This window comes from Pseudomonas saponiphila (genome assembly GCF_900105185.1).
Taxonomy (GTDB): domain Bacteria; phylum Pseudomonadota; class Gammaproteobacteria; order Pseudomonadales; family Pseudomonadaceae; genus Aquipseudomonas; species Aquipseudomonas saponiphila.
In genome coordinates this window covers 634,987-661,123 of sequence record NZ_FNTJ01000001.1, presented here as the reverse complement: position 1 = coordinate 661,123, position 26,137 = coordinate 634,987, and the positions used below count along the sequence as shown (strand labels likewise).

25 protein-coding genes are annotated in these 26,137 nt (G+C 64.9%); 14 read left to right on the top strand and 11 right to left on the bottom strand.

The genetic code is table 11. From position 1 onward, the window contains the following. Positions 1-139: 139 nt before the first annotated feature. Both ypfJ and BLV47_RS03105 read left to right on the top strand, forming a co-directional pair. Positions 140-1,033: a KPN_02809 family neutral zinc metallopeptidase gene (gene ypfJ / locus BLV47_RS03110; protein ID WP_092309765.1), complete on the top strand. Its 894-nt coding sequence runs from the start codon at positions 140-142 to the stop codon at positions 1,031-1,033. Then, entirely contained in the window at positions 1,034-2,005 is a 972-nt protein-coding gene (locus BLV47_RS03105; protein ID WP_092309762.1) for a hypothetical protein, read from the top strand. 76 nt (positions 2,006-2,081) lie between these two features. Here BLV47_RS03105 and BLV47_RS03100 read toward each other — a convergent pair whose 3' ends face one another. The 3 genes from BLV47_RS03100 to BLV47_RS03090 all read right to left on the bottom strand — a co-directional run bounded on the left by BLV47_RS03100 (position 2,082) and on the right by BLV47_RS03090 (position 4,214). Continuing rightward, complete coding sequence (locus BLV47_RS03100; RefSeq protein WP_092309759.1) at positions 2,082-2,675, bottom strand: HAD family hydrolase; 594 nt, start codon at positions 2,673-2,675, stop codon at positions 2,082-2,084. Continuing rightward, positions 2,672-3,541 carry an acyl-CoA thioesterase II gene (gene tesB / locus BLV47_RS03095; RefSeq protein WP_092309756.1) on the bottom strand — a complete coding sequence of 290 codons (870 nt, stop codon included), beginning with the start codon at positions 3,539-3,541 and terminating at the stop codon, positions 2,672-2,674. Before tesB ends, BLV47_RS03100 begins: the two co-directional genes overlap by 4 nt. Positions 3,542-3,644: 103 nt before the next feature. Then, positions 3,645-4,214, bottom strand: coding sequence for a GNAT family N-acetyltransferase (locus BLV47_RS03090; protein WP_092309753.1), 570 nt, complete (start codon positions 4,212-4,214; stop codon positions 3,645-3,647). A gap of 75 nt (positions 4,215-4,289) precedes the next feature. Here BLV47_RS03090 and BLV47_RS03085 point away from each other — a divergent pair, with 75 nt between their 5' ends. Both BLV47_RS03085 and BLV47_RS03080 read left to right on the top strand, forming a co-directional pair. Beyond that, positions 4,290-5,210 (top strand): histone deacetylase family protein, encoded by a 921-nt coding sequence (locus tag BLV47_RS03085; RefSeq protein WP_092309750.1) that lies wholly within the window; start codon positions 4,290-4,292, stop codon positions 5,208-5,210. 588 nt (positions 5,211-5,798) lie between these two features. After that, positions 5,799-7,046, top strand: a complete 1,248-nt coding sequence (locus BLV47_RS03080) for a TIGR03862 family flavoprotein (RefSeq protein WP_092309747.1) — start codon at positions 5,799-5,801, stop codon at positions 7,044-7,046. A gap of 59 nt (positions 7,047-7,105) precedes the next feature. On the opposite strand, the gene rhlE1 is transcribed toward BLV47_RS03080, so the two are convergent. Then, complete coding sequence (gene rhlE1, locus BLV47_RS03075) at positions 7,106-8,440, bottom strand: RNA helicase RhlE1 (RefSeq protein ID WP_092309743.1); 1,335 nt, start codon at positions 8,438-8,440, stop codon at positions 7,106-7,108. A gap of 255 nt (positions 8,441-8,695) precedes the next feature. Between rhlE1 and BLV47_RS36070 the strand changes: the two genes are divergently transcribed. From BLV47_RS36070 to BLV47_RS03065, 3 genes are all read left to right on the top strand, one after another. Next, entirely contained in the window at positions 8,696-8,839 is a 144-nt protein-coding gene (locus tag BLV47_RS36070; RefSeq protein WP_167365621.1) for a hypothetical protein, read from the top strand. A gap of 200 nt (positions 8,840-9,039) precedes the next feature. Continuing rightward, complete coding sequence (locus tag BLV47_RS03070) at positions 9,040-12,249, top strand: PKD domain-containing protein (protein ID WP_092309740.1); 3,210 nt, start codon at positions 9,040-9,042, stop codon at positions 12,247-12,249. A 176-nt stretch (positions 12,250-12,425) separates the two neighbouring features. Then, positions 12,426-13,481, top strand: coding sequence for an alpha/beta hydrolase family protein (locus BLV47_RS03065; protein WP_092309737.1), 1,056 nt, complete (start codon positions 12,426-12,428; stop codon positions 13,479-13,481). On the opposite strand, the gene yedA is transcribed toward BLV47_RS03065, so the two are convergent. Further along, positions 13,482-14,390: a drug/metabolite exporter YedA gene (gene yedA / locus BLV47_RS03060; RefSeq protein ID WP_092309734.1), complete on the bottom strand. Its 909-nt coding sequence runs from the start codon at positions 14,388-14,390 to the stop codon at positions 13,482-13,484. 160 nt (positions 14,391-14,550) lie between these two features. On the opposite strand from yedA, the gene BLV47_RS03055 reads away from it, so the two are divergent. Continuing rightward, on the top strand, positions 14,551-15,003 hold the full coding sequence (locus BLV47_RS03055) for an Lrp/AsnC family transcriptional regulator (protein WP_060841229.1): 453 nt from the start codon (positions 14,551-14,553) through the stop codon (positions 15,001-15,003). Between the two features lie 15 nt (positions 15,004-15,018). Here the strand turns inward: BLV47_RS03055 and BLV47_RS03050 are convergent, their stop codons facing one another. The 3 genes from BLV47_RS03050 to BLV47_RS03040 form a co-directional block, all read right to left on the bottom strand. Beyond that, complete coding sequence (locus tag BLV47_RS03050) at positions 15,019-15,630, bottom strand: 3'-5' exonuclease (protein WP_092309731.1); 612 nt, start codon at positions 15,628-15,630, stop codon at positions 15,019-15,021. A 27-nt stretch (positions 15,631-15,657) separates the two neighbouring features. Continuing rightward, positions 15,658-16,137, bottom strand: coding sequence for a LabA-like NYN domain-containing protein (locus BLV47_RS03045; protein ID WP_060841231.1), 480 nt, complete (start codon positions 16,135-16,137; stop codon positions 15,658-15,660). A gap of 139 nt (positions 16,138-16,276) precedes the next feature. After that, positions 16,277-17,059 carry a DUF2076 domain-containing protein gene (locus tag BLV47_RS03040; protein ID WP_092309728.1) on the bottom strand — a complete coding sequence of 261 codons (783 nt, stop codon included), beginning with the start codon at positions 17,057-17,059 and terminating at the stop codon, positions 16,277-16,279. 181 nt (positions 17,060-17,240) lie between these two features. Between BLV47_RS03040 and BLV47_RS03035 the strand changes: the two genes are divergently transcribed. Continuing rightward, positions 17,241-17,903, top strand: coding sequence for a YciC family protein (locus tag BLV47_RS03035; protein WP_092309726.1), 663 nt, complete (start codon positions 17,241-17,243; stop codon positions 17,901-17,903). 87 nt (positions 17,904-17,990) lie between these two features. Continuing rightward, positions 17,991-19,067 (top strand): endonuclease/exonuclease/phosphatase family protein, encoded by a 1,077-nt coding sequence (locus BLV47_RS03030; RefSeq protein WP_092309724.1) that lies wholly within the window; start codon positions 17,991-17,993, stop codon positions 19,065-19,067. Positions 19,068-19,081: 14 nt separating this feature from the next. On the opposite strand, the gene hrpB is transcribed toward BLV47_RS03030, so the two are convergent. Then, on the bottom strand, positions 19,082-21,601 hold the full coding sequence (hrpB, locus tag BLV47_RS03025; RefSeq protein WP_092309722.1) for an ATP-dependent helicase HrpB: 2,520 nt from the start codon (positions 21,599-21,601) through the stop codon (positions 19,082-19,084). Between the two features lie 130 nt (positions 21,602-21,731). On the opposite strand from hrpB, the gene BLV47_RS03020 reads away from it, so the two are divergent. Together BLV47_RS03020 and BLV47_RS03015 are read left to right on the top strand one after the other, a co-directional pair. Continuing rightward, a complete protein-coding gene (locus BLV47_RS03020; RefSeq protein ID WP_092309719.1) occupies positions 21,732-22,151 on the top strand; it encodes a polyribonucleotide nucleotidyltransferase in 420 nt (139 codons plus the stop codon). A 27-nt stretch (positions 22,152-22,178) separates the two neighbouring features. Further along, entirely contained in the window at positions 22,179-23,075 is an 897-nt protein-coding gene (locus BLV47_RS03015; protein WP_092309716.1) for a cation diffusion facilitator family transporter, read from the top strand. On the opposite strand, the gene BLV47_RS03010 is transcribed toward BLV47_RS03015, so the two are convergent. Then, entirely contained in the window at positions 23,069-24,166 is a 1,098-nt protein-coding gene (locus BLV47_RS03010) for a DUF6515 family protein (protein WP_092309713.1), read from the bottom strand. The two genes, BLV47_RS03015 and BLV47_RS03010, sit on opposite strands and share 7 nt — an antisense overlap. Before the next feature lie 413 nt (positions 24,167-24,579). Here BLV47_RS03010 and BLV47_RS03005 point away from each other — a divergent pair, with 413 nt between their 5' ends. Beyond that, positions 24,580-25,059, top strand: a complete 480-nt coding sequence (locus tag BLV47_RS03005; RefSeq protein WP_016963825.1) for an Lrp/AsnC family transcriptional regulator — start codon at positions 24,580-24,582, stop codon at positions 25,057-25,059. Between the two features lie 183 nt (positions 25,060-25,242). After that, positions 25,243-25,452: a DUF2788 domain-containing protein gene (locus BLV47_RS03000; RefSeq protein WP_003228500.1), complete on the top strand. Its 210-nt coding sequence runs from the start codon at positions 25,243-25,245 to the stop codon at positions 25,450-25,452. Here the strand turns inward: BLV47_RS03000 and BLV47_RS02995 are convergent. Continuing rightward, positions 25,447-26,013 (bottom strand): pseudouridine synthase, encoded by a 567-nt coding sequence (locus tag BLV47_RS02995; protein WP_167365683.1) that lies wholly within the window; start codon positions 26,011-26,013, stop codon positions 25,447-25,449. The genes BLV47_RS03000 and BLV47_RS02995 overlap by 6 nt on opposite strands. Between the last annotated feature and the right edge of the window lie 124 nt (positions 26,014-26,137).

Genomic DNA, 26,137 nt, shown 5'->3' with positions numbered 1-26,137 from the left:
TAGCAAGCCCCGAATGAGTCCGAACCGGATCGATCCGGCGCCGGGCCATGGTAGCGTGCGCAAAAATCCCTGACGACCGGACTGGCGCCGGTCTGAGCCACCAGCAACACTGACCAGCAGAAAAAACGAGGACTCCCCCATGCTTTGGAAAAAAGGCCGGCGCAGCGACAACGTCGTCGATGTGCGAGATGACAGCAGCAGTGGCGGTGGCGGGGGCATGCGTTTCGGCGGCGGCAAGGGCTTGAGCCTGACGGCGATCGTGCTGATCGTCGGCATCGGCTGGGCCACCGGCCAGGACCCGCTGCAGATTCTCGGGCAATTGCTCGGCCAGAGCAGCCAGACCTCGGCGCCCGCCCCCCCCCAGGCGCGCAAGGCCCCCCCGGCCAACGATGAGCAGGCAGAGTTCGTGCGCGCCATCCTCGGTGATACCGAAGACACCTGGGGCCAGATCTTCCAGCAGGCCGGCCGCCAGTATCAGGCGCCCAAACTGATTCTGTTCCGGGGCCGGGTCAACTCCGCCTGCGGCGCGGCGACCTCCGCCAGCGGGCCGTTCTACTGCCCGGCCGATCGCCAGGTGTACCTGGACATGGACTTCTTCCGGGAAATGGCCCAGCGCTTTTCCGCCGCCGGCGACTTCGCCCAGGCCTATGTGATCGCCCACGAGGTCGGGCACCACGTACAGACCCTGCTCGGGGTCTCGGCGAAGATCCAGGCCGCGCGTCAGCAAGGGCGGCAGATGGAGGGCGATGGCGGCTTGCTGGTGCGCCAGGAACTCCAGGCCGATTGCCTGGCCGGGGTCTGGGCCTACCACGCCCAGCAACGCCTGAACTGGCTGGAACCGGGGGATGTGGAAGAAGCCCTGAACGCCGCCAACGCCATTGGCGACGACCGCCTGCAGCAACAAGGCCAGGGTCGGGTCGTGCCGGACTCCTTCACCCATGGCACCTCGGCGCAACGAGTGCGCTGGTTCAAGACCGGCTTCAGCCAGGGCCAGGTCGGCCAGTGCGATACCTTCGCCGCCAAGAGCCTGTAGATGCGCCGCCTGCTGGCACTCCTGCTGTGCCTGGGCAGCCTGAGCGCCCAGGCCGTGGAACAGGGGGTCAGGGTCATCAGCCCCGGGCGCCTGCCCCTGGAGGGCGGACAACTGGCCCTGGGCCTGAGCCAGGACTGGCAGCAGCCACTGCCCGACGTGCAGCGCGCGCTGATCATCGTTCACGGGCGGCTGCGCAACGCCCAGACTTACCTACAGAGCGGCGAAAACGCTGCCGGACAGGCCGGACAAAGCGCCGCGACCCTGGTGATCGCGCCGCAGTTTCTCACCCAGAGCGACGTCGCCCGCCATCGGCTACCGGATGCCCTACTGCGCTGGAAAGGCAACGCCTGGATGGCCGGCGAGCCCGCCGCCGGCCCCGTTGCCATCAGCTCCTACGCGGTGCTTGATGCCATCCTCCAGCGCCTGCAGGACCGCACACTGTTTCCTGCCCTGAAGCACGTGGTGATTGCCGGCCATTCCGGCGGCGCCCAGGTGGTGCAGCGTTATGCCCTGACCACCGGCAACCATCCCGAACTGGAAAAAGCCGGGATCGGCCTGCGCTACGTGATCGCCAACCCATCGTCCTACGCCTACTTCGATGCCACGCGGCCGGTGACCTTCAACCCGCTCGACTGCCCAGGCTTCAACGACTGGAAATACGGCCTGAAGCGGCTGCCGGCCTACGCCGCCGGCCAGCCCCCGGCACAACTCGAACAGGGCTACGTGGCGCGCAACATCATCTACCTGCTGGGCCAGCAGGATATCGACCCCCAGCACCCGGCCCTGGACAAGAGCTGCGCGGCCGAAACCCAGGGCGCCTACCGGCTGATTCGCGGGCACAACTACTTCGACTACCTGATGCGGCGTCACCCGCAAGGCTTGTCACAACGGCTGGTGGAAGTGCCCGGAGTCGGGCATGACGGCGCCAAGATGCTCACCTCGCCTGAGGGGCAGGCGGCGCTGTTCAAATAGAAAGAGGCGCTGTCTGAAATGACGCTTTCGCCGGCAAGCCGGCTCCTACGGGACTTGCCGACGAACAGGCCTTCACTCAGACCGCAAGCAGCTCGCGCAGTTGTGCGCAATCCCGGGCATGCCAGTCGGTCAGCTCCGGCCAGGGGTTGTCCGGCAGGTTCACCAGCACCGTGCGCGTCCCCGCGGCGCGCCCGCAGTCCAGGTCGAAGCGGTAGTCACCGACCATGACCATGCGCTGCGGCGCCACGTCCCAGGCCTCGGCCAACTTGAGCAAACCACCGGGGTGTGGCTTGGGCGGAGCCTCGTCGCGCCCCAGTACATCCGCCTCGGCAAAGCAGTCCGCCAGGCCGATGGCTTCCAGGGTCACGTGGGCCAGCTCCCGGGCATTGCGCGTGAGGATGCCCAGGCGATAACCGCGTCCAGCCAGTTCCCGCACCAGTTCCACCGCCCCCGGCGCCGGGCGCGAACCCAGGGCCAGGTCACGCTCGTGCTCCAGCAGCCAGGCGTGCTTGGCCGCGGACTCGTCCGCCGGCAAGGCCGCCAGGTGCGTGAGGATGTCGTCCTGCGCCGGAATCGACAGTGCCTCGCGGATCGCCGCGAAATCATGCACGGCGATGGTCAGGGTGCCGTCCATGTCGAACACCCAATGTTTGATCTCTGAAAGACTCATGCCCAATCCTTGCGATGACGGATCAACCCTTCCTGAGTCACCGAGGCTACCAGCTGCCCGGCACGGTTGAACACGCTGCCCCGGGAAAAGCCCCGGGAATTTCCGGCCCAAGGGCTGTCCATGGCGTACAGCAGCCAATCATCGGCCCGCAGGTCGGCGTGGAACCACAGGGCGTGATCGAGGCTGGCGACCTGCATGTCCTTCTGCCACACCGACTTGCCGTGGGGCAGCATCGAGGTCGTCAGCAGGCCGAAGTCCGAGGCGTAGGCCAGCAGGTACTTGTGCAGCGCCGGGATGTCCGCCAGGGCGCCGTCGGCACGGAACCAGACGTACTTCACCGGTTCCATCGGCTGCGGGTTGTAAGGGTCCTTCTCGGTCACCGGGCGCACTTCGATGGGCTTGGGGCACAGCAGTTTCTCGCGCATGTGTTCGGGAATCAGGTGCGCGCGCTGGGTGGTGATCTCCAGCTCCGAGGGCAGGTTTTCCGGCCCGACCACCTCGGGCATGCGGCTCTGATGCTCGAAGCCTTCTTCGTCGTACTGGAAGGAAGCACTGCAAGTGAAGATCGGGTTGCCCTTCTGGATCGCCGTCACCCGCCGGGTGCTGAAGCTGCCGCCGTCGCGCACCCGATCCACCTGATAGACCACCGGCAAGGCGGCGTCACCGGGGCGCAGGAAGTAGCCGTGCATGGAGTGTACGTGGCGCGCTTCCTCTACCGTCTGACTGGCCGCGGACAGCGACTGGCCGAGCACCTGACCACCAAACAGCTGGCGAAAACCCAGGTCCTGGCTGCGACCGCGAAACAGGTTTTCCTCGATGGCTTCCAGGGTCAACAGATCGACCAGATCATCCAGCACATGACTCATTCAGACTCTCCTCACACAGGGCAACACCGCGCAATCTCGGCTGCGGCGGTGATATCAATTGGGGCCAGGTATCTCGTCGGCACATTCTAAACGTGCGCGCCTGCTATCCATGCAAGGTTTCCAGCCATTGTTCGCGGGTGATGCGGTACAGCACATGCTCGCGCAGCGGGTGGTCGGCGGCGAGTTTCGGGTGGTCGAAATCCTCCTGGGCCGCGTGCTGCATGCCAATGGCCTGCATGACCTTCTGCGACGGCAGGTTGGCCCGAGTGGTAAAGGCCACCACCTCTTCCAGGGCCAGGCGGTCGAAGCCGCAACGCAAGGCAGTCCAGGCCGCCTCGCTGGCGTAACCCAGGCCCCAGTGCTCGCGAGCCAGGCGCCAGGCGATTTCCACTGCCGGGGTGAACGACGCCTCGAAACCGACGACACCCAGGCCGGTAAAACCGATGAACGCACCCGTGTCCTTACGCTCCAGGGCCCAAACCCCGAAGCCATGCTCGGCAAAATGCCCGCGTATCCGCCCGATCAGCGCAGCGCTTTCCAGACGACTCAAGGGCGCGGGAAAGTAACGCATGACCTGCGGATCGGCACACATCGCGGCAAATGCCGGCAAATCATCGTCACGCCACTGACGCAGCAACAGGCGTGCGCTTTCGAGTTGCAGTATTGGCTCCATCAGGGCCCTCCGTTTCCGTGGGTGCAAGTCTACATCGCTGGTAGGATCCTTCACGGGTTCATCTAAGAAAATGCCATGTCATTGCCACTGATCTATCACGACGACTACAGCCCCGAGTTTCCACCGGAACACCGCTTCCCCATGGACAAGTTCCGCCTGTTGCGCGACCACCTGGTGGACAGCGGCCTGACCCGCGACGCCGACCTGCTGCGCCCCGAACTGTGCCCGGCGGAAATCCTCGCCCTGGCCCACGATCCGGCCTACATCGAACGCTACATGAGCGGCGAGCTGTCCCGGGAAGACCAGCGGCGCCTCGGCCTGCCCTGGAGCGAAGCCCTGGCCCGGCGCACGGTGCGGGCTGTCGGCGGCTCCCTGCTGACGGCCGAAAAGGCGCTGCAGCATGGCCTGGCCTGTCACCTGGCCGGCGGCACCCATCACGCCCACTACGACTACCCGGCGGGGTTCTGCATCTTCAACGACCTGGCGGTGATCAGCCATTACCTGCTGCAAAGCGGGCGCGTGGGGCGAGTGCTGATCTTCGACTGCGACGTGCACCAGGGCGATGGCACCGCGCGGATCCTGCAACATACCCCCGACGCGGTGACCGTCTCGCTGCACTGTGAAAAGAACTTCCCCGCACGCAAGGCCCAGAGCGACTGGGATATCCCGCTGCCCATGGGCATGGGCGACGCCGACTACCTCAAGGTGGTGGACGACAGCCTCAACTACCTGCTGCCGCTGTATAAGCCCGATCTGGTGCTGTACGACGCCGGGGTCGACGTGCACCGGGACGACGCCCTGGGCTACCTCAAGCTCACCGATGCCGGTGTGGCCGAGCGCGACGAACGGGTCATGCGCCATTGCCTGGGCCGCGACATTCCGGTGCTCGGCGTGATCGGCGGCGGCTACAGCAAGGACCGCCAGGCCCTGGCCCGGCGCCACGGCATCCTCCATCACAGTGCACAGCGGGTCTGGGAGTCCTCAGGCTGCTACTGAACCCCGGCGGCCTTACCCACATCCGCTGTGGAGCCGCTTGTGGATAACCTGGGAGAAAGCCCCTCCAGCCCTTGCCGTCCGCGGGCTGCAAGCAATCGCCTGTTTTTTGATCAATGCCATCAGACGGTCACAGTGTTGTGGGTCGCTTACCCCCAATCCCTGTGGAGCCGCCTGTGGATAAGCTGCGTGAAACACGCTGCAGTCCGCTATCGGCGAGGCTTGCAGCACGGTGCTGCTTTTTTGATCAGCCGCATCGGGCGCTCGGCATCACCCCAGCGCTTACCCCCAATCGCTGTGGAACCGCCTGTGGACAACCTGCGTGAAAGTCGCCACAGCCCACGCAATACAAGGCCCGCAGACAATCGACTAGTTTTTGATCAGTTTCATCAGGTTGTCATCCTGGTGTGGGCCGCTTACCCCCAATCCCTGTGGAGCCGCCTGTGGACAACCTGCGCGAAAGTCGCGCCAGGCCAGGTAGCACAAGGCTTCCAGCCCAGTGCCTAGTTTTTGATCAGGCATCACCGATTCAGCAAGGCCCCTGCGCCTCGGGTAGAATGCCCGGCCTATTCCCTCAGCCCCGCCCCTGCCATGACTGCATCGCACTCTTCCACGCCCCACCACGTCGCGATCATCGGCGGCGGCCCCGCCGGCCTGATGGCCGCAGAAGTACTGAGCCAGGCCGGCGTTCGGGTCGACCTGTACGACGGCATGCCGTCAGTGGGCAGAAAGTTCCTCCTGGCCGGGGTCGGAGGCATGAACATCACCCACTCCGAAGCCTACCCGGCCTTTCTCTCGCGCTATGCCGAGCGGGCCCCGTACATCGCCCCGCTGCTGCGGGAATTCGGTGCCGAGGCCTTGTGCCAATGGATTCACGGCCTGGGTATCGACACCTTCGTCGGCAGCTCCGGGCGGGTGTTCCCCACCGACATGAAGGCCGCGCCACTGCTGCGCGCCTGGCTCAAGCGCCTGCGCGACGCCGGGGTGGTTATCCACACCCGGCACCGCTGGCTGGGCTGGAATGCCGACGGCAGCCTGCGCATCCAGCATCCCGAGTGCGAACGCGCGGTAGAGGCCGATGCCACCCTGCTGGCATTGGGCGGTGGCAGTTGGTCGCGCCTGGGGTCCGATGGTGCCTGGCTGCCCCTGCTGCAACAGCGCGGCGTGCAGGTAGCCCCCCTGCAACCAAGCAATTGCGGATTTGAAGTCAGTGCCTGGAGCGAGTTGCTGCGCAGCAAATTCGCCGGAGCGCCACTGAAGAACGTGGCCATTGGCCTGAATGACGACATCCCCCGGCTGGGCGAATGCGTGATCACCGCCAGCGGCATCGAAGGCAGCCTGATCTATGCCCTGTCGGCGCCGATCCGCGACAGCATCCAGCAGCACGGGCAAGCGACCGTTCATATCGACCTGCTGCCGGGCAAACCCCGGGACAAGGTCCAGGCCGCCCTGGCCAAACCCCGCGGCTCGCGCTCCATGGCCAAGCACCTGCAGAGTCAGTTGGGGATCGAGGGGGTGAAAGCGGGGTTGCTGCGAGAGCTGACGGGCGCCGACACCTTCAACGACCCGGCGCGCCTGGCGGCGGCGATCAAGGCGCTGCCCCTGACGCTGGTGAAGCCCCGCCCACTGGACGAAGCCATCAGCAGCGCCGGCGGCGTGGTCTTCGAAGCGCTGGATGAACGACTGATGCTCAAGCACCTGCCCGGAGTGTTCTGCGCCGGGGAAATGCTCGACTGGGAAGCGCCCACCGGCGGTTATCTGCTGACCGCCTGCTTTGCCAGCGGCCATCGAGCCGGCCGGGGAATGCTCGAATGGCTGAAAAGCAGCGGCAAGCCTTAAGCCACAAGCTTCAAGCCGACCTGAACTTGCCGCTTGCCGCTTGAGGCTTGCAGCTGCCTTTAGGGTTTGCGCTTGCGCGGTCCGGTGTTGAACGCCGGGACCTTGCGTACCGGTTTCACCGCCGGGGCTTCGACCACGTCGCCACTGTCCACCCACTTGCCCAGGTTGCGCTTGCCGCCACCGCCGGAGGTTTTCGGTTTCTTGGGCTTCTTCGGCTTCTTCACCACCTGGCCGCTGGCGTCGGTTTCCGGCACCCGGTGCTCGGGCTCGAAATCCTGTTCTTCATGGCGCTTCAAGGTCTGGCGAGTGAGCACCTCGATCGCCGACAGCAGGTTGACCTCGTCGGCGCACACCAGGGAGATCGCCTCGCCGGTGGAGCCGGCACGGCCGGTACGACCGATGCGGTGGATGTAGTCCTCGGCGACGATCGGCAGGTCGAAGTTGACCACCAGCGGCAGGTCTTCGATGTCCAGGCCACGGGCTGCCACGTCGGTGGCCACCAGGATCTGGATCTCACTGGCCTTGAACCGGTCCAGGGCGCGCTGGCGCGTGGCCTGGGGCTTGTCGCCATGGATGCCGTCGGCGTTCACGCCCTGGCCCTGAAGCTTCTCCACCAGCGCGTCCACGCCGTTGCGGGTCTTGGCGAACACCAGCACCTGCTTCCAGCGGTTCTTGCGCAGCAGATGGCTGAACAGCTCCGGCTTGCGCTTCTTGTCCACCGGCACCACCCATTGCTTGACGGTGTTGGCGGCGACGTTGCGCGGGCTGACCTCGATGCTCAACGGGTCCTTGAGCATCTGCCCGGCCAGCAGGCGGATGGCGTCGGAAAAGGTCGCGGAAAACAGCAGGGTCTGGCGCTTTTTCGGCAGCGCCGCGTAGATATCCTTGAGCTCCTCGGAGAAGCCCAAGTCAAGCATGCGATCGGCTTCGTCCAGCACCAGGGTCTGCAGCTGGCTGAACTTCACCGCGTTCTGCCGGTACAGGTCCAGCAGGCGCCCCGGCGTCGCCACCAGCAGGTCCACGCCTTTGCGCAGCTTCATCATCTGCGGGTTGATGCTGACCCCGCCATACACCGCATAAGTGCGTAGCGGCAGGTGCTCGGCGTACTGGCGCACGCTTTCGTGAACCTGTTCGGCCAGTTCCCGGGTCGGCACCAGGATCAGCGCACGCACCGAATTGCTGTCGACTTTCGGCCCTTCCATGGTCAGCAACTGCAGCAGCGGCAAGGCGAAACCGGCGGTCTTGCCGGTGCCGGTCTGGGCCGCTGCCATCAGATCACGCCCACCCAGGACCGCCGGGATGGCTTGTGCCTGTACCGGGGTCGGGGTCTGGTAGCCGAGGGTTTCAAGGGCGCGCAGCAAGGGGTCGATCAGGCCAAGAGTGGCGAATGTCATTGGGGGGTACCGTAGGAAAAAGTCAGCACAGAGAGGCAATGGCGCGCAGTTTACCGCACTTTTGAACGCTTGCTTTGCCTGCCGCCGCTTGGCATCGCCGTACATCCACGGCGTCATACATGACCGAAAAGGCCTGGCGGACATCTACAAGCAACAGGTCGATTCATAAGATTCAGCGCGTCGGCACACCTCAATAAGCCAGCCCGGCAGAGCGAGGCTTCTGTTCATTGAACTACCTGCCGCGGCAAAACAACGATGCCGCCGGCGACCGCAGCGTATGGCGGTGACAGCCCGATCAGCGCCTGGGGGCTGCTGGCCAAAGGCGAGTTCAGCGCCGACAACGAGGTCAGGTCCGTTGCCCTGAAGCCGGGCGCGCCATCCCGCCGCCTGTCGCCATGATCAGCGGTCGCAGCCAGGCCCGCGCCGGTGACCCGGCGCCTAGGACCGGTACGAAAAGCCCCCTGCTCGATGTACGCCCCAAGCGCCCCTGCCTATGATGCCCTCCGCCGGCAAAACTCCTAATCCACCTCCTCAGCGCGGACGCTTCAGCGGTCCTGTTCACCAGGTTTCGCACCGCGCTGAGACCATCAGGAATAGTTATGTCGAGCTTCAGATTGAACGCCTTGTCCCGCGCTACCCGTCTTTGGGGCGCCAGCCTCAGCACGGCCCTGCTCTTGCCACTCAGCGGCATGGTGCAGGCCGACGCCAGCCAACACAGCCCCGATGCGACTCTCGGTGCAACAGTGACCCAGGGTCACTTCATCAACCTGCAGTTACCCGGTACCAGGGCGATGCCATTGAGCGCTGCCGAAGCCGGGAGCGAACAGTTGCAACAGGTCACCGGGATGCGAATCCGCAACCTGATCCCGCGACAGGACGATACCTTCAAGGACCTGCGGGTCATGACCGGACAATTGGAGGGGCGCGCGCGCACCCTCAGCGCCCCCGGGGAAATGACCCTGGCCGCACGGCCCGATGGCAGCTTCGTGGCCCTGCTGCCGGACGCCAACGCCATCATCCGCGGCGACGCCAGTGGCCAGCAGTCGATGATCCATTTCGATCCGGGCGCTGCCTTCGCGCCGGATAGCGTCGACTACATCGCCGGTGATGACAGCGAGATGCCGGCCCTGAAGGAGTCGCGCAGCGGCCAGCGCACATTCCAGGTCAACCGCAACATCCAGGGTGAAACCGTGATCGACCTGTTGGCCGGTTTCTCGCAGAAGGCCGCGGACTACATCGGTGACCACGAGGCCTTTGCCCTGGCCCAGGTGGCCTCGGTCAACCGTGCGCTGCAACAGTCCCTGGTCCAGGGCGTGCGCCTGCGCCTGGTGGGCACCCAGGTGGTGGCCCATGACGCTCCCATCACCGTTCCCAGCCTGAACCAGATCCGCGACGTCTTCGCCGAAGGCATGCGTCGCTACAGCCCCGACGTGGTCGCCAGCTTCGTCGTGGGCACCCCCGGCGTGGACACCGCCGTGGGCTGGGGCCACATGCCCGGGCGCTACACCCTCAACGCCATCACGTCGTCCACCGTGTTCCGCCACGAGCTGGGCCACAACATCGGCGGCGGCCACTGCTCCGATGGCAAGAGCTACACCTGGGGCTACAACAACGGCCGGGTCGGCACCATCCTCTGCGGCAACCATGTGGGCTATTTCTCCAACCCGGACGTCAAGGACAGCCGGGGCGTGCCGTTGGGCGATGCGGACACCGCCAACATGGCCCGGGTCTGGCGGGAAAGGGCGGCGCGGATGTCGGCCTACAGCCCTTCCGTCGTGCCCCTGGAAGAGGAACGGAGCACCTCGATCCTCAGCCAGAAGGTCAGCCTGAGCAGCGGCCAGACCCGTTACTTCCCGGTGGATGTCCCCGAAGGCACCCGACGCCTGGTGTTCAGCGTGGTGGACGGCGAGCTCACCGAGAAGGCCGGCCAGGTCCAGTTGCTGCTCAAGCGCGGTGCCCAGCCCAGCGGCTCAAGCTACGACTACCGCTCGGTACGCAACCACAACGTATCCCTGGGGGTGAACGACCCGCAGCCGGGACGCTGGTACCTGGCGATCAACACCGACAACCGGGCCACCCAGGATCAGGTGCTTGAAGCTCACGCCTACGGCCTCACCCAGGACACGGCCCAGGGCCGCTACCTGAAATTCGTCGCCACCTCCGCGGTGGACGGCAAGGACAACGCCAGCGTCGCCGAACTGCTGCTGGTGGATGCCAAGGGCAAGGCCCTGCCTCGCGAAAGCTGGAAGGTCATCTCCACCAGCAGCGCGGTGCCTGGCGCAGCGGTCGGCAACCACGCCATCGACGGCAACCCCAACTCCTACTGGAGCACGGCGGCGGGTGCGCGCTACCCCCACGAAATCCTCATCGACCTGGGGGCCGACAGCCGCTTCTCGCAACTGCACTACCTGCCGCGCCAGGACGGCGGCCTGAGCGGCAACATCAAGGGCTATCAGGTCTATGGCAGCAACAGTGCAAGCGGCGCCTGGACCCTGCTGGCCGATGGCGAATTCAACTCCGACAACGAGGTCAAGGCCACATCCCTCAAGCCGGTGAATGCCGGTGAACCTCCGGTGGCGGTGATCAGCGGCAAGACCGAAGCCAACGCCGGGGACACGATCATCCTCGATGCTTCGGCCTCCAGCGATCCCCAGGGCAATGCCCTGAGCTTCGCCTGGGAAGCCTCGCCACGCCTGGACTTCGACTTCGACGGCGCGCGCATCAGCTTCACCGCGCCCGAGTTGCAGGCAGACACCCGCTACCGTTTCACCCTGACCCTGAGCAATGGCAAGCAGAGCAGTAGCCGGACCCACGAAGTGCTGATCAAGGGCAAGGCCACCAACGCCAGCTGCAAACCACAGTGGACGGTCACAGGCACTTACCTCGGCAACGATGAGGTGCAGTGGAAGGGGCGTCAGTACCAGGCCCGCTGGTGGACCTCCGGCGCCGAGCCGGGGCTGGCCAGCACCACTGGCCCGGACGGCGCCGGCAAGGTCTGGCGTGACCTGGGCCTCTGCCAGACTGGCGGCGAGAAGCCGGTCGAGCCGCCGGTGGAAGAGGTCAAGCCGCCGGTGGCGGTGATCAGCGGCACCAACCAGGCCAAGCCCGGCGAAACCGTCTACCTCAACGCCTCGGGGTCCAGCGACCCGGCGGGCCTGAAGCTCAGCTACAGCTGGAGCGTCAGCCCCGGCGTCGCCTTCGAGGCGGCTGGCAACCTGATGAAGTTCGTCGCCCCGAGGGTCGCCCAGGACGTGACCTACAACATCAGCCTGACGGTGAACAACGGCAAGCACAGCGCCACCCGCACCCATCAGGTCAAGGTGCTGGCCGAGACACCGGAAACGGTCAAGCCGCCGCAGGCAAACATCGCCGGCACCAGCCAGGCCAAGGGCGGTGAAACGGTGACCCTGGACGCCGCGGGCTCCAGCGATCCAGCCGGCCTGGCGCTGAGCTACCGGTGGAGCGTGACGCCCAGCGTCGCCTTCCAGGCCACGGGGTCGAAACTGACCTTCGTTGCGCCCAAGAGCGACAAGGACACCAGCTATCGCTTCACCCTGAACCTGGGCAACGGCACCCACACGGTCAGCCGCGACCACAGCGTGACGGTACTGGCGGACAAGGTGGAAACCCCGGCCGGCTGCCAGGGCGCCTGGAGCCCGCAAGGCACCTACTGGGCCAATGACAAGGTCAGCCACAACGGCCGCTTCTACATCGCTCGCTGGTGGACCAAAGGCAATGAGCCTTCTGCCGCCACTGTCGGTGGCGAAGGCAGCGGCAAGGTCTGGCGCGACGCTGGGGCCTGTAACTGAGGCCAGGCGCGTGACCGCTTGCTCCGCAATCCGGTCACCCTTTCCCGGCTACTTCAGGTAAAAGGGTGGGCGGCGACTGCCATCAGTCGTCGCCCACCCTCTGCCGCTGGACGCCGCTGAATCCTCCAAGGTGCGCCCATCGGCAGAACACTGATGCTCTGCCAATGGAGATCCGAATGCGCAAATTTGCCCTGTCCGCATGGATGCTAGCGGGCCTTTCACTGTGCCTGCCCCAGGTGCATGCCGCCGAACTCATCGGCTTTCGCGAAGTGACGCTGGCCGATGCCAGTCAGCAGCGCTCCCTGCATGTCGCCCTGTGGTACCCCACCACGGCCTCCACCCCCGCCCTGACCTCGGCTGAAAACCGGATTTTCCAGGGCCTGACCACGATCCAGGACGCCCCGCCCACCGGCAGCGCACACCCGTTGGTGGTGCTGTCCCATGGCTACCGCGGCAACTGGCGCAATCTCAGCTGGCTGATACCCGAGCTGGTCGACCAAGGCTATATAGTTGCGGCCCCCGACCACCCGGGCACCACCACGTTCGACCAGAGCGCCGCAGAAGCGGCAAAGCTCTGGGAGCGTCCGCGCGACCTGAGCCGGGTCATCGACAAACTCGCCCGCGATAACACCCTGGCCGGCACGGTCGACCCACAACGCATCGCCGCCATCGGCCATTCTCTGGGCGGCTGGACGGTCACCGCGCTGGCCGGCGCCCGCTACAGCCCGCAACGCTACATCGAGGAATGCCGGCTGCATCCCAATCCGCGCCTTTGCCAAATAGCCCCGGAACTGGGGATCACCGCGCCCAATCAAGGCCCGCTGAGTGCCGATCTGCGGGACCCGCGAATCAAGGCCGTCGTCGCGCTGGACCTGGGGTTCGCCCGTGGCTTTACCCCCGAAAGCTTATCGACGCTGAAGACACCGATCCTGGTCCTGGGGGCCGGGGTGAACATCGCCGACATGCCGGTGGAAGAGGAGTCGGGCTATCTGAACGCCCATCTGGCATCCCCGCCTTCGCGCTATCAGGTCCTGGCCGATGCCAGCCACTTCAGCTTCATGCAGCTGTGCAAGCCGGACGCCGCCGCCCTGCTCAAGGAGCAGGCGCCCGGGGACGAGATCATCTGCCGGGATGGCGATGGCACTGATCGCCAGGCCCTGCACCGGCAGGCGTCACAACTGATCGGAGAGTTTCTCCGCCAGAACCTTGCCGGCCAGGCACCAACCGGCTGATCAGGCCACCTCTTGCTGTGCCGCGGCTTTCGGCTTGCGCCACTGGGGCAGGCCGATCAGCACCACTGCGCTGATGATTACCAGCATGGCCAGGGCCTCTTCGATGCCGATGGTTTCACCGACAAAGACGATCCCCAGCAGCACCGCCACCGCCGGATTGACATAGGCATAGCTGGTGGCCGCGGCCGGCCGCACGTGCTTGAGCAGGTACATGTAGGCGTTGAAGGCGATGATCGAACCGAAGCCGGCCAGATAGGCCAGGGCCAGCCAGCCTTCCAGGGGCGGCATGGCGTCCAGGTGCTCGCCGCTCAGGGTGCTGCCGATCATCAACACCACGCCACCGACGAGCATTTCCGCAGCGCTGGCCATGGCGCCCTGAGGCAGCGGCAGGTGCTTGCTCCACACCGAGCCGAAGGCCCAGGCCGCCGCGGCGAACAACAGCAGCGCGGCGCCCAGCGGGCTCGATTGCAGGTTGGAGCCGAGGTTGAGCATGCCGATGCCAATCATTCCGAGGATGATCCCGGCCCATTCCAGGCGTGTATTGCGCGCGCCCCAGAAGTAGCCGCAAAGCAAAGTGAACAAGGGCACCGTGGCCACCGCCAGCGCCGCCACGCCGGAGGTCACCCCGGAGTGTTCGGCCAGCGTCACCGCACCGTTGCCGCAACTGAGCAGCAGCACGCCGATGATCCCGGCGGCCTTCCATTGCGCCCAGGTCGGTGCCGGGACCCCGCGCCAGCGCAGGAAGGCGTACATCAGGCTGCCGGCGATGATGAAGCGCACGCCGCCGAGCATCAGCGGTGGCCAGTATTCGACGCCAATGCGGATCACCAGATAGGTCGACCCCCAGATCACGTACAAGGCAAAAAAGGCGGCGATCAACGGCAAGGAAAAACGGCTTTGGCCAGGCATGGGAGGCAGCTCGGAGCAGGCAGGGGGAAGACTATTCTAGAAAGGCGACCTGCTGAACTTAAGTTACAAAACCTGTTTATAAGGGCAGTACACTTTCCAAAGCATGGACTTCTACGTTAAATACCGTGCTTTCGAAAGTCGGGCCCTTCAGGAGCCTTCCATGGACAAATACGATCGCTTGCTCCTGGCCAGCCTGCTGGAAAACGGCCGGGCGAGTTACGCCGAGCTGGCGCGCAAGGTCAACCTCTCGGCGCCGGCGGTGGCTGAGCGCGTGGCCAAGCTGGAGGCCAGCGGCGTGATCACCGGCTATCAGGCCAAGGTCGACATGGCCAAGGTCGGGCTACCGATCCAATGCGTGATCGAGCTGCGCCTGGCCCAGCATGGCAACCAGAAGAACTACGACGAGTTGATCAAGATCCCTCAGCTCACCGAATGCCATCGGGTGACCGGCGATCCCTGCGTGATCATGCAGGCGGCAGTAGGTTCGATGCCGGAGCTGGAAGAACTGATCAACCGTGTGGCCCAGTTCGGTTTCAGCAAGACTTCCATCGTGCTGTCCAGCGCCATCGAACGGCGGGTGCCCCTGGGGCAACTGGAAAGCAACGGCAAATGAAGCCGGCGCCTGGGCTCAGCCCCCGCGCTGACGCTTGAGGTGCTCGGGGACCTTGGCCGCCGGGATTTTCTGCAACTTGCAGAGAAAGTCGTGGGACAGCTCACGCACGCCATGGGTGTGACGCAGCTCGCCCGTCAGATGCGCGACCAGGTTGGCGGCCATTTCCGCGTCGGCCATGGCCCGGTGTGCCTGACCGGTGTGGGGCAGGCCGGCGTACTGGGTCAGGGTGCCCAGCTTGTGGTTGGGGGCTGCCGGCATCAGGCGCCGGGCCAGCAACAGCGAACAGGCAAAATTCTGCAAACGGGTGCGCTTGATCCGCCCCAGTTCGAAATCCCAGAACTTCTGGTCGAACGCCGCGTTGTGGGCCAGCAACGGCGTGGTGCCGACGAACTCATTGACCTCGTTCATCACCTGCTCCGCCGACGGCGCGCTGCGCAACATGGCGTTGCTGATGCCGGTCAGCTGTTCGATGAAGCCCGGCACCCGCACCCCGGCGTTCATCAGGCTCTGGTAACGCTCGACGATGCGCCCCTGCTCAAGGATCACCACGGCGATTTCCGTGGCCCGGCAACTGCTGCTCGGGGAGATCCCGGTGGTTTCAAAGTCGATGACGGCAATACGTTCCAAACCTGTGCGGCTCCGTATGAAAAATGATCAGCTCTTGAGCAGCAAAGCGCCTTCGATCGGCACATAGCGCGTGGCGGCGCGAATCAGCGAATTGGCGGTCAGACCCGGCACGCCGTAAGCCACGGCGCTGACCCCGTGCTTGTGGATGATGCGTTCGAGTAGCAGGTCGAAGTCGCCGTCGCCGGAGGCCAGCACCACTTCGTCGACCTGGGCGGCGGCATCCATGATGTCGATGGTGATGCCCACGTCCCAGTCGCCCTTGGCCGAGCCGTCGCTGCGTTGAATGTAGGGTTTGAGTTTTACCGTGAAGCCCAGGTTGCGCAGGATCTGCTGGAACTGCTGCTGCTTGCTGTCACCACGATCGATGGCATAGGCATAGGCTTCGACGATCTGCCCCTGCTTGCTGATATCCGCCCACAGCGCCGCGTAGTTGAAGTGACAACCATAAGCCTGGCGAACGGTGTAGTAGAGGTTCTGGACATCGGCGAACACAGCGATTTTTTTCACCGCTAATCCTCATGGCGCAGCAGCGCAGGGGCTGGAACGGGGCTCAAGACCCGAAAAAAGTCGCCCAGTATGCCAGTCACAAGGAATGTTCCGCGAATAATCGGTCCGGGGCAGATGCCTGTCCCGGACCGACGGAGGGTCAGACGAAGGAATCGTCGTCGGAGAAGAACGAACTGTCGTCGTTGTCGTAGTCGGCGTTGCTGAAGCCGCCCTGGTCGTTGCCGCCCCAGGAATCATTGTTGGCCAGACGCTGATCGTCATTGCCCCAGCCGCTGTTGTCGCTGGCCGGCGCCGGTTCTTCCTTGATGACTTCGACGATTTCCTGGGGTTGCTGATTGCTGTGGAACAGGCTGCTGATGCCTTGTGCCAGCATCACCCCGCCCGCGACGCCAGCGGCGGTTTTCAGGGCACCACCGAGGAAACTGCTGCCCGCCGCCGGAGCCTGCTGCGGCGCATAGTTCTGCTGCGGGGCCGCGTAATTGGGCGGCGGCGCGCCAAAGTTCTGTTGTGGCGGTGTGCCAGAGGAAGAGCGCGCCGGTTCACGCCAACCACCACCGGACGAAGGCGGTGCAGCGTTTTGCACGGGCGCCGGTTGAGGCTCGCGGGAACCACCGAAGATGCTCGACAGGAAACCACCACTGGCCGCCGGGGCCGGAGCGCTGGCCTGGGCCCGGGCCTGTTGCAGCTCAGCCTGCAATTGCTGGATTTGCTGGGTCAGTTGCTGGTTCTGCTCGTTGAGGCTCTTGAGGGCGGCCTCCTGCACCAGAATCGCCTGGGTCATGAAATACCCGGCCCCAGGTTGGCGGGTCAGATGCTCCTTGATCCGCGCCTCGGCCTGGGCATCGCGCGGGGCTGAATCCGTTTCGGCTTGCTGCAACCGTGAAAACAGTCCATCGATCAGGGTTTGCTCTTGGTTGTTCATGGCGACCTCTTTAGATTGCCGGTAGAAATCTGGTCCGCAACTCGGACAGAGCTGCGGTACGCACCAGTTATGGGGCTGGGACGACGACTTTCAATGGTCTTTACCCAAGGTTTACGTTTGCTCCCGGGGGGCCTGCATCGGTTAAAGTGTCAAACCGCTTGGTCAACTGCGATCCCCTTCAATGACTCCGTTAGATGTTCTGCGCGATTCTTTCTATTTCTTCCAGCGTAATCTCGGCCGCATCGCCCAGCTGTGCCTGCCTCTGGTGATTCTCGAGGCGCTGTTGCAACAGGGCGTGAGCAGCGCCCTGGGCGAGAATGCCTTCCCTGGCTCCAGCGTGGTGGTGGGCCTGTTGCTGTATCCCTTGTACACCGGCGCGCTGATCCTGTTTCTCGATGCCCGTACCCGGGGGCAGTCGCCGCGCAATCGCGACCTGTGGGCCATGGCCCTGAGCCTGTGGCCGCGCTTCGCCTTGCTGACCGCGGTCAGCACGCTGTTGATTCTGCTCGGGCTGTCGCTGTATTTCCTGCCGGGGCTGTGGCTGATGGTGGTGCTGGCCTTCGCCGAGTACCTGCTGGTGCTCAAGGGCCTGGCGCCCCTAGCGGCGATCAAGGAAAGCCTGCGCCTGAGCCGCGGGCACTTCCTGCGCATCCTGTTGTGCATCCTGGCGGTCATGGTGCCGTTGTGGCTGCTCAAGGGGGCGAGCGAGGCCGCCTATCCCGAACCGCACAACCCGATCCTGACCCTGGTACTCGACAGTGCCTACAGCTTCCTGCAGCTGTTCACCAGTGTGGTGCTGTTCCGCCTGTTCATGCTCATCAACGAGCAAGCGGACAACCGCTGATCCAGCTTGCGGCAGCTCTAGCTCTTGGGTGACGGCCGTGCACTCGGTTATGCTCCGGCCCATCCTGCAACGCCATAAGCCGAGCCGATGACCCGTCTACTGCGCATCACCCTGTTGAGCCTGCTACTGATCGGCCTGGTGCTGGCCAGCCTGATCTACAGCCTGACCTGGCGCCCTCTGCCTAAGGAAACCCTCGCGGTCAGTTGCAGCGCCCAGGCCGCTCCGCTGGTGCCGGGTCAGGCGCTCAAGGTGATGACCTGGAACCTGCAATACCTGGCCGGCAAGCGCTACGTGTTCTGGAACGACCAGGCCCGGGGCGAGGATGAACGCCCAACCCTGGAAGACATGGCCTTCAGCCTCGACGAGGTGGCCCGGGTGATCCGCGACGAACAGCCGGACCTGGTACTGCTGCAAGAAGTGGACAACGGCGCCAAGGCCAGCGCCTACCAGGATCAGCTCAAGCTGCTGCAGGAGCGAGTCACCGATCTCTATCCCTGCAGCACCCAGGCTTACGACTGGAAGGCCGATTTCGTGCCCTCCCTGCACATTTTTGGCAGCGTCGGCCGGCAACTGGCGACCCTCAGCCGCTACCGCATCGAACACGCCGAACGCCTGCAACTGCCGGTTGCCTCACAGCCGCTCATCAGCCGGCAATTCCAGCCCAAGGACGCCCTGCTCCTGAGCTACCTGCCCCTGAGCGACGGCGGCCAACTGGTGGTGCTCAATACCCACCTGGAACGTGCACAGCGGGCCGACGACACACACCAGAGGCAAGTGACGGCCATTGCCAAGGTGCTGGACAAGCTGGAAAGCCGCGGCACGCCCTGGCTGATTGGCGGCGACTTCAACCTGCTGCCCCTGGGCCAGTACCAACGCCTGAGCGAGGCACAGCGCGCGCCGTACCAGATCGACAGCCCGCTGCACCTGCTGTGGGACAAGTACCCGATGATCCCCAGCAACACCCAGGCCAGCGGCGTCGACCGTGCGCGGTGGCTGACCCACTACCCCAACGACCCGAACCTCGATGGCCCGGATCGTACGGTCGACTACCTGTTCTACAGCCCGCGCCTGAAGCGGGTCGAATCTAGGGTGCGTCAGGACGATACCCTGCGCATCTCCGATCACTTGCCGGTGCTGGCCCGCTTTCTGTTACCGGCCCAGTAAGCCGCGCCCGCTCTCTATTTGCGCGGTTTGACCCGGGCTGTCGCCTCGGCGATCAACGGGTCATCCGGCCAGTAGTGCTTGGGATAACGCCCCTTGAGATCCTTCTTGACCTCGGCATAGGTGCTGCGCCAGAAGTTGGCCAGGTCCTGGGTGACCTGCACCGGACGCCGCGCCGGCGACAACAGGTGCAACTTGACCACCTGGCGCCCACCAGCAATCCGTGGGGTGTCCGACAGACCGAACAGCTCCTGCAGGCGCACGGCCAGAATCGGCGGCTGCTCGCTGTAGTCCAGGCGGATCGAAGACCCCGAAGGCACCGTCAGATGGTGCGGCGCGAGCTCGTCCAGGCGCTGGGGCAGCGGCCAGGGCAGCAGGTTATGAACGATGCTGGCCAGCTCCAGATTGGCAAAATGACTGAGGCGCGACACCTTGCCCAAGTAGGGCTGAAGCCATTGCTCAAGACCTTCGAGCAAGGCGCCATCGCTGACATCCGGCCATTGGCTCTCGCCCTTGTCCGCCAGATCCAGTTGCCGCAACAAGCTCACCCGAGCCTGCCACTGGCGCAACTCCGGGGTCCAGGGCAGCAGTTCCAGGCCCTTGCGCCGCACCAGATTGACCAGAGCCTGGCTCCGGGCTGACTCGTCCAGACCGGTCAACGGTTCGCGGCTCAGGACCAGTTCACCGACCTTGCGCTGGCGCTCGGCGCGCAGCACGCCTTCGCGCTCATCCCAGTCCAACTGGTCGACCGTCCGTACCTGCTCGGCCAGCACGCTATCGAACAGCGCCGGATCGAAATCCGCCGCCAGGTAGATGCGTTCTTCACGCTGGCCCTGACGGCTGCCCAGGTCGGCAATCACCAGCCAGGGCTGTTTCATCAAGTTGTCGGTTTCGCTGAACAGCGCCGCGCGACCATTGGCCAGACGATACTCGGCGCCACCGGGGCGCCGCTGCTGGGCCACGCGGTCGGGATAGGCCAGGGCCAGCAGGGCGCCGAGCCAGCGCGGATGCTCAGGATCGCTGACGGCGGACTCTGCCTGCCCACGCAGGTAGCCGCGGTATTGGCGCGACAGTTGCCGGGCTCGTTGTACGCCGCCCTGAGCACCGCGGGCCGCCCGTTCTTCTCCGGAAAGCAGCACCAGGCGACTGTGCAGATCGGCCCCGCCCCCCCGCAGAATATCCCGTTCACCCAACAGCGCCGCGACATCACAAGCCATCTGCGCCAGCCCCAGGGACTGGCCACGCAACAGCAAGTGGGCAATGCGCGGGTGGGCCGGCAGCTCGGCCATGGCCTGGCCGTGGCGAGTCAGCGTGCCATCGTCGTTGAGCGCTCCCAGGCGCAGCAACAGGTCCTGGGCCTGGGCATAAGCGGCGCTGGGCGGCGCATCCAGCCAAGCCAGCTGGTTCGGCGCCACGCCCCAGCGCGCCAGTTGCAGGGCCAGGCCGGCCAGGTCGGCCTGGAGAATCTCCGCACTGGCATAGGCGGCCAGTTGTTCCTGTTGATCGGCGGACCACAAGCGATAACACACGCCGGGTTCCAGGCGCCCCGCGCGGCCGGCGCGCTGGGTGGCGCTGGCGCGCGAGATGCGCTGGGTGTCGAGGCGGGTCATGCCGCTGCCGGGATCGAAGCGCGGGACCCGGGCCAGCCCCGCGTCCACCACCACCCGTACACCGTTGATGGTCAGGCTGGTTTCGGCAATGTTGGTGGCCAGCACCACTTTGCGCTGGCCCGCCGGGGCCGGGTCGATGGCGGCGCGCTGGGCCGCCAGGTCCAACTCGCCGTGCAAGGGGCACAGCAGGATATCGGCGCGTGGTCCCAGGGCTTCGGCCAGTTGCTGATGGACCCGGCGGATCTCCGCCTGCCCGGGGAGAAACACCAGCAGGCTGCCGCTTTCATCATTGAGGGCTTCCAGGATCGTCTGCACCACTCGCGGCTCGATGAACTCGCCGGGCTGGAATGGCCGGCCCCAGCGCTGGGTCACCGGGAACATGCGCCCTTCACTGCGCAGGATCGGCGCATCGCCCAGCAGCGTGGACAGCCGCTCGCCCTCCAGGGTCGCCGACATCAACAGGATCTTCAGCGGCTGCTGGTCACGGAACAGCTCGCGACCATTGAGGCTCAGGGCCAGGGCCAGATCGGCGTCCAGGCTGCGCTCGTGAAATTCGTCGAAGATCAGCAGCCCCACCCCTTCCAGGGCCGGGTCGTCCTGCAGGCGACGGGTGAGAATGCCTTCGGTGACCACTTCGATACGGGTGCGCGGGCCGACCTTGCTGTCCAGGCGGATGCGGTAGCCCACGGTTTCCCCGACCTTTTCCCCTAGCTCGCTGGCCAGGCGCTCGGCGGCGGCCCGGGCCGCCAGGCGCCGGGGTTCGAGCATGAGGATGGTCTGTCCTGCCAGCCAGTCCTGATCCAGGAGCGCCAGGGGCACACGGGTGGTCTTGCCAGCCCCGGGCGGGGCTTCCAGCACCGCTTCATGGCGCGCCGCCAGGGCCTCGCGCAGTGCAGGCAAAACTTCATCAATTGGCAAAGAATTCATGCTGGCTCCCAAACAGAGGCGCGAGTATAACGGCGAACTGCCTGGGGTTAATCATGGTCTGAGTGCTGATCGACGAGACTCAACACCCCGCTCCATCCTTCTTTGCTTTCGTGCTTGCTAGGAGATTTCCATGCGTATTCCCCACCGTGTCATTGGCGGCGTTCTGGTGACCACCCTGCTGACCCAACTTACTGCCTGCGGTTCGATCTTCTTTCCTGATCGGCGCGGCCAGATCGACGGCAAGATCGATCCGGTGGTCGTGGTACTGGATGCCGTGGGCCTGCTGTTCTATGTGATCCCGGGGCTGATCGCCTTTGGCGTCGACTTCGCCACCGGGGCGATCTACCTCGAGCCCGGCAAGACCGCGCAGATCGCCCCGGAAAAACTCCAGCAGGCCATTGGCGCCGACGGTAAAGTCGACAACCGTAAACTGCAGGCCATTCTGGAAAGCGAACTGGGGGGCCACTTCCCCCTGGATGACCCGCGCCTGATCCAGCACAAGGGCAGCGTGCAGCAACTGGCCCTGTATGGCCTCCAGCCCGCCGCCTGACCACCCGACCCAAGGAACCCGCCGTCGATGATTGGCAACCCGCAACACGCTCGCCTACTGCGCCTGGCCACCCGCGCCTCGGTCACCGTCGCAGGCATCCTGATTGTGACCAAGGCGATCGCCTGGTGGCTTAGCGGCTCGGTGAGCATGCTGGCGGGTCTGACCGACTCGGTGCTCGACGGCTTCACCTCGCTGCTCAACCTGCTGGCGGTGCATTACGCCCTGCGCCCGGCCGATGACGATCATCGCTACGGCCACGGCAAGGCCGAGTCGCTGGCAGGCATGGCCCAGGCGCTGTTCATCGCCGGCAGTGCGGTGCTGATTGCCTTTCAGGCGTTCGAACGCCTGCAGCACCCGGAACCGGTGGGCGCGCCCTGGCTGAGCATCGGGGTGATCGGGCTGTCATTGGTGCTGACCGTGGCGCTGCTGATCCTGCAGCATCGGGTGATCCGTGAAACCGGCTCCAACGCGGTTCGGGCCGATTCCCTGCACTACCGCTCTGACCTGCTGCTCAATGGCAGCATCCTCCTGGCCCTGGTACTGGCGGCCTTCGGCTGGCATCAGGTGGACGCCTGGTTCGGCCTGGGGATCGCCGCCTACATTCTCTGGAGCGCGATCCATATCGCCCGGGAAAGCTTCTCGGTGCTGATGGATGAGGAGCTGCCCGCCGATGTCAGCCAGCACATGCTGGAACTGGCCTGCGGTGTGCCCGGCGTGCTCGGTGCCCATGACTTGCGCACGCGGATTTCCGGCAGCCACTGGTTCGTCCAACTGCACCTGGAGCTGCCTGGCGACCTGAGCCTGTCGGTGGCCCACGCCATCAGCGATCAGGCCGCCGAGGCGATCCACCAGGCCTATCCACGGGCTGAAGTGCTGGTACACGCCGATCCGCAGGAAGTGGTCGAGGCCGCCAGGGCTCAGTAAGTGACCTGATACCCCCGCGAGCTCAGGCAGTTGCCCTGGGCCTGACGATAGGCCTGCATCACTTCCGGAGCGGGCTGATAGGTCGCGCCGGCCGGATCGAAACCGCTCTGCTGCACTGCCCAGCGATAGCAGTCGTAGCGATCCTGATCGATCTGCTGCGGCGACTGGCCGTTGACCGGGTAAGCCAGAACGTCATAGCCATTGCCAGCCTGCGGCTGATCCGGCGGTGGCATGCCCACGGGCGGTTCGACCACGACATACTGCTGGGTGTCCGCTTCGTAGCTGTAGTAGGCCCCGGCGGCGAGAAACAACAGCGCGCCGCCGATCCAGATTTCCCGCGCGTAATCAGGCAGGTACCCCACTCGAATGCCATAGGGTGGATGCACCACCACATAGCGGGAACCCTGCGGGCGATACCAGTAGCCACCCGAGAAGAAGTAGTCCTGGCCGCGGTACGGCACCCGGTAATTGCGCTCGGGGAAACGGTCGATCACGTAGCCCGGGCGATACTGCGGCCCTGGCCCCCAACCGTTGCCATGCCCATCGGGACGTCCCGGCCAGCGATGATCATTGGGACGAACATAGTCCGGGCGCGAACCCGGTCCACCGGCCTGCCAGTGCGGGTTGTAGTCGTTGCGCCGGGGAATGTCCTGGTAGTAGCCACGCTGGGGCTCCTGGGTCTGGCGCACGGTATCGGGCCGCCCCTGGATAGGCAGGCTGGGCGCTGGCTGCGGTGGTGGTGGCGGCGCAGGCCGACTTTGCTGATTGGGATCATGCTGGGGACGGTTCTGCCATTGCCCGCCGGGGCTCTGTCCATTGTGTTCGAACTGACGGCTGTTCTCGCCACGAATGATTTCATTCTGCGGACGCTGCTGCGGGGCAGGTTGCGCAGGTTGCGCGCGTTCCGGCGGGTTCTCCGGACGGCCCTGATGGCCTTCCCCACGACCTTGCGCGGCACGCTCATGCTGCTCACCGGAAGGGCCTCCCTGCTGTGGCGGTCGTCTTTCGTCTCGCTCATCGGCGAGCACTTGCGCGCTGACGCTCACGCACAACACACCAACACCTGCCAAACGCCAGATGCGCGACTTCATGCTATTCCTCACTGCGGATTGGGGCCTGTAGATAAGACTGATAAAGCCCAGGGCGGTTCTGCTAGAGATTATCAGTCACGAGACTTATTTCGCAGGCAATAAAAAAGGGCGGCCCGTCGGCCGCCCTTTGAGATTTTGTCCGTGCTCGACGCTTTTGACGCCGGCTCACCTCACTCCGTCTTCTGGACAGGGTGTAGCCCGGGGGCCGGCTCAACCCTGTGGGATTGGCGGCCGCGGCAGGCCTGATTCGGCGGGCCGCAGTGGACTCTAGGTCCGGGCAGTGATTCTGGTGATAAGAATAGGCCTGGGCCGACGACAGCGGATTGCGAAGATTGCTTGCAAAAACACCTCTTGCGCAATTTTTAACCCTAGATAGATAATTCAACGCAATACTTATGAGAAAGGCCTGATTGATGAGCAAACTCGACCGCTATGACCTGAGTATTTTGGCGGAATTGCAGCGCGACGCCCGCATCTCCAACCAGGAACTGGCCGAGCGCATCGGCCTGTCGCCCTCGCCGTGTTCGCGCCGGGTCAAGCAGTTGGAGGACGACGGCTACATTTCCCGCCAGGTCGCCTTGCTGGATCGCAAGATGCTCGGCCTGAGCCTCACCGCCTACGTACTGATCGGCATGGACCGGCACACCCCCGAACGCTTCGAGAATTTCGAAGCGGCGATCCGCAGCCTGCCCCAGGTACTGGAATGCAGCCTGGTGACCGGGGTCGATGCCGACTACCAGCTCAAGGTCGTGGTGCCGGACATGGACCACTACCAGAAACTCCTGCTCGGTCACCTGACTCGTATCGACGGCGTCACCAGCGTACGTTCCAGCTTCGTGCTCAACCAGGTACTCAACAGCACCGAGCTGCCCCTGACCCACCTGCGCAATTGACTGGCCAGCTGTCGGAGCCGGCTGGCGAGTGCAGGTATGCGGGCGCATCGCTGGCAAGCCAGCTCCTGCAGCCAGTCCGGCCGGACGCTGTGGCGACATAACGCATGCAGATCAATGCGAGGCCGGCGAGCCTTGGCGTATACTCGCCCGGCATTTTTACCCTGCCTGCACTGGAGATGATCGATGGACCCAGCCGTATTCGAAGAGTGGATGATGACCGGTCTGGTCAGCATCCTGATCATATTCATGGGTTTCATCGTCTGGGACCTGGCCAAGAAGTCCAAGGCCGGGCGCTTCGGCTCCTTTATCCTGTTCTTCGTACTGGGCCTGGGCGTGGCCGCCTTCATCATCAAGAGCGTGGTGATCGGCCTGATCGAATCCGGAGCCTTATAAGCGCGCCGCGACTTCCTTCCACTGTCCCTGATCCAGGCCATCCAGGGTCCAGTCGCCAATCCTGACCCTTACCAGCCGCAAGGTCGGCAGGCCCACCGCCGCCGTCATGCGGCGTACCTGACGGTTACGCCCTTCACGAATCACCAGTTCCAGCCAACTGGTGGGCACGCTCTTGCGAAAGCGCACCGGCGGGTTGCGCGGCCACAGTTGAGGCTCCTCCAATTGCCGGGCTTGGGCTGGCAGGGTCATGCCATCGTTGAGTTCGACACCGTCACGCAGCCGTTGCAACTGCTCGGCACTGGGCTCGCCTTCGACCTGCACCCAGTAAGTCTTGGCCAGCTTGTGCTTGGGATCAGCAATCCGCGCCTGCAATTGCCCGTCATTGGTCAACAGCAGCAGCCCTTCGCTGTCGCGATCCAGGCGCCCGGCCGGATAGACGCCGGGAACCGCAATGAAGTCCTTGAGCGTCGCCCGGCCTTCGCCATCACTGAACTGGGTCAGGACATCGAAAGGCTTGTTGAACAGGATCAGTTTCGGCTCGGCCGGCGGCGCCTTGGGCACGCGCTTGCTGGAAGAAGGAGAAAACGGCTTGGCGCCTGGGCGACGGGAAGCGGGACGAGGTGCACGGGACATGGCAGCGGGGACATTCAGCGATCAGGACCGACAATGCTAGTGGCCTGATCGC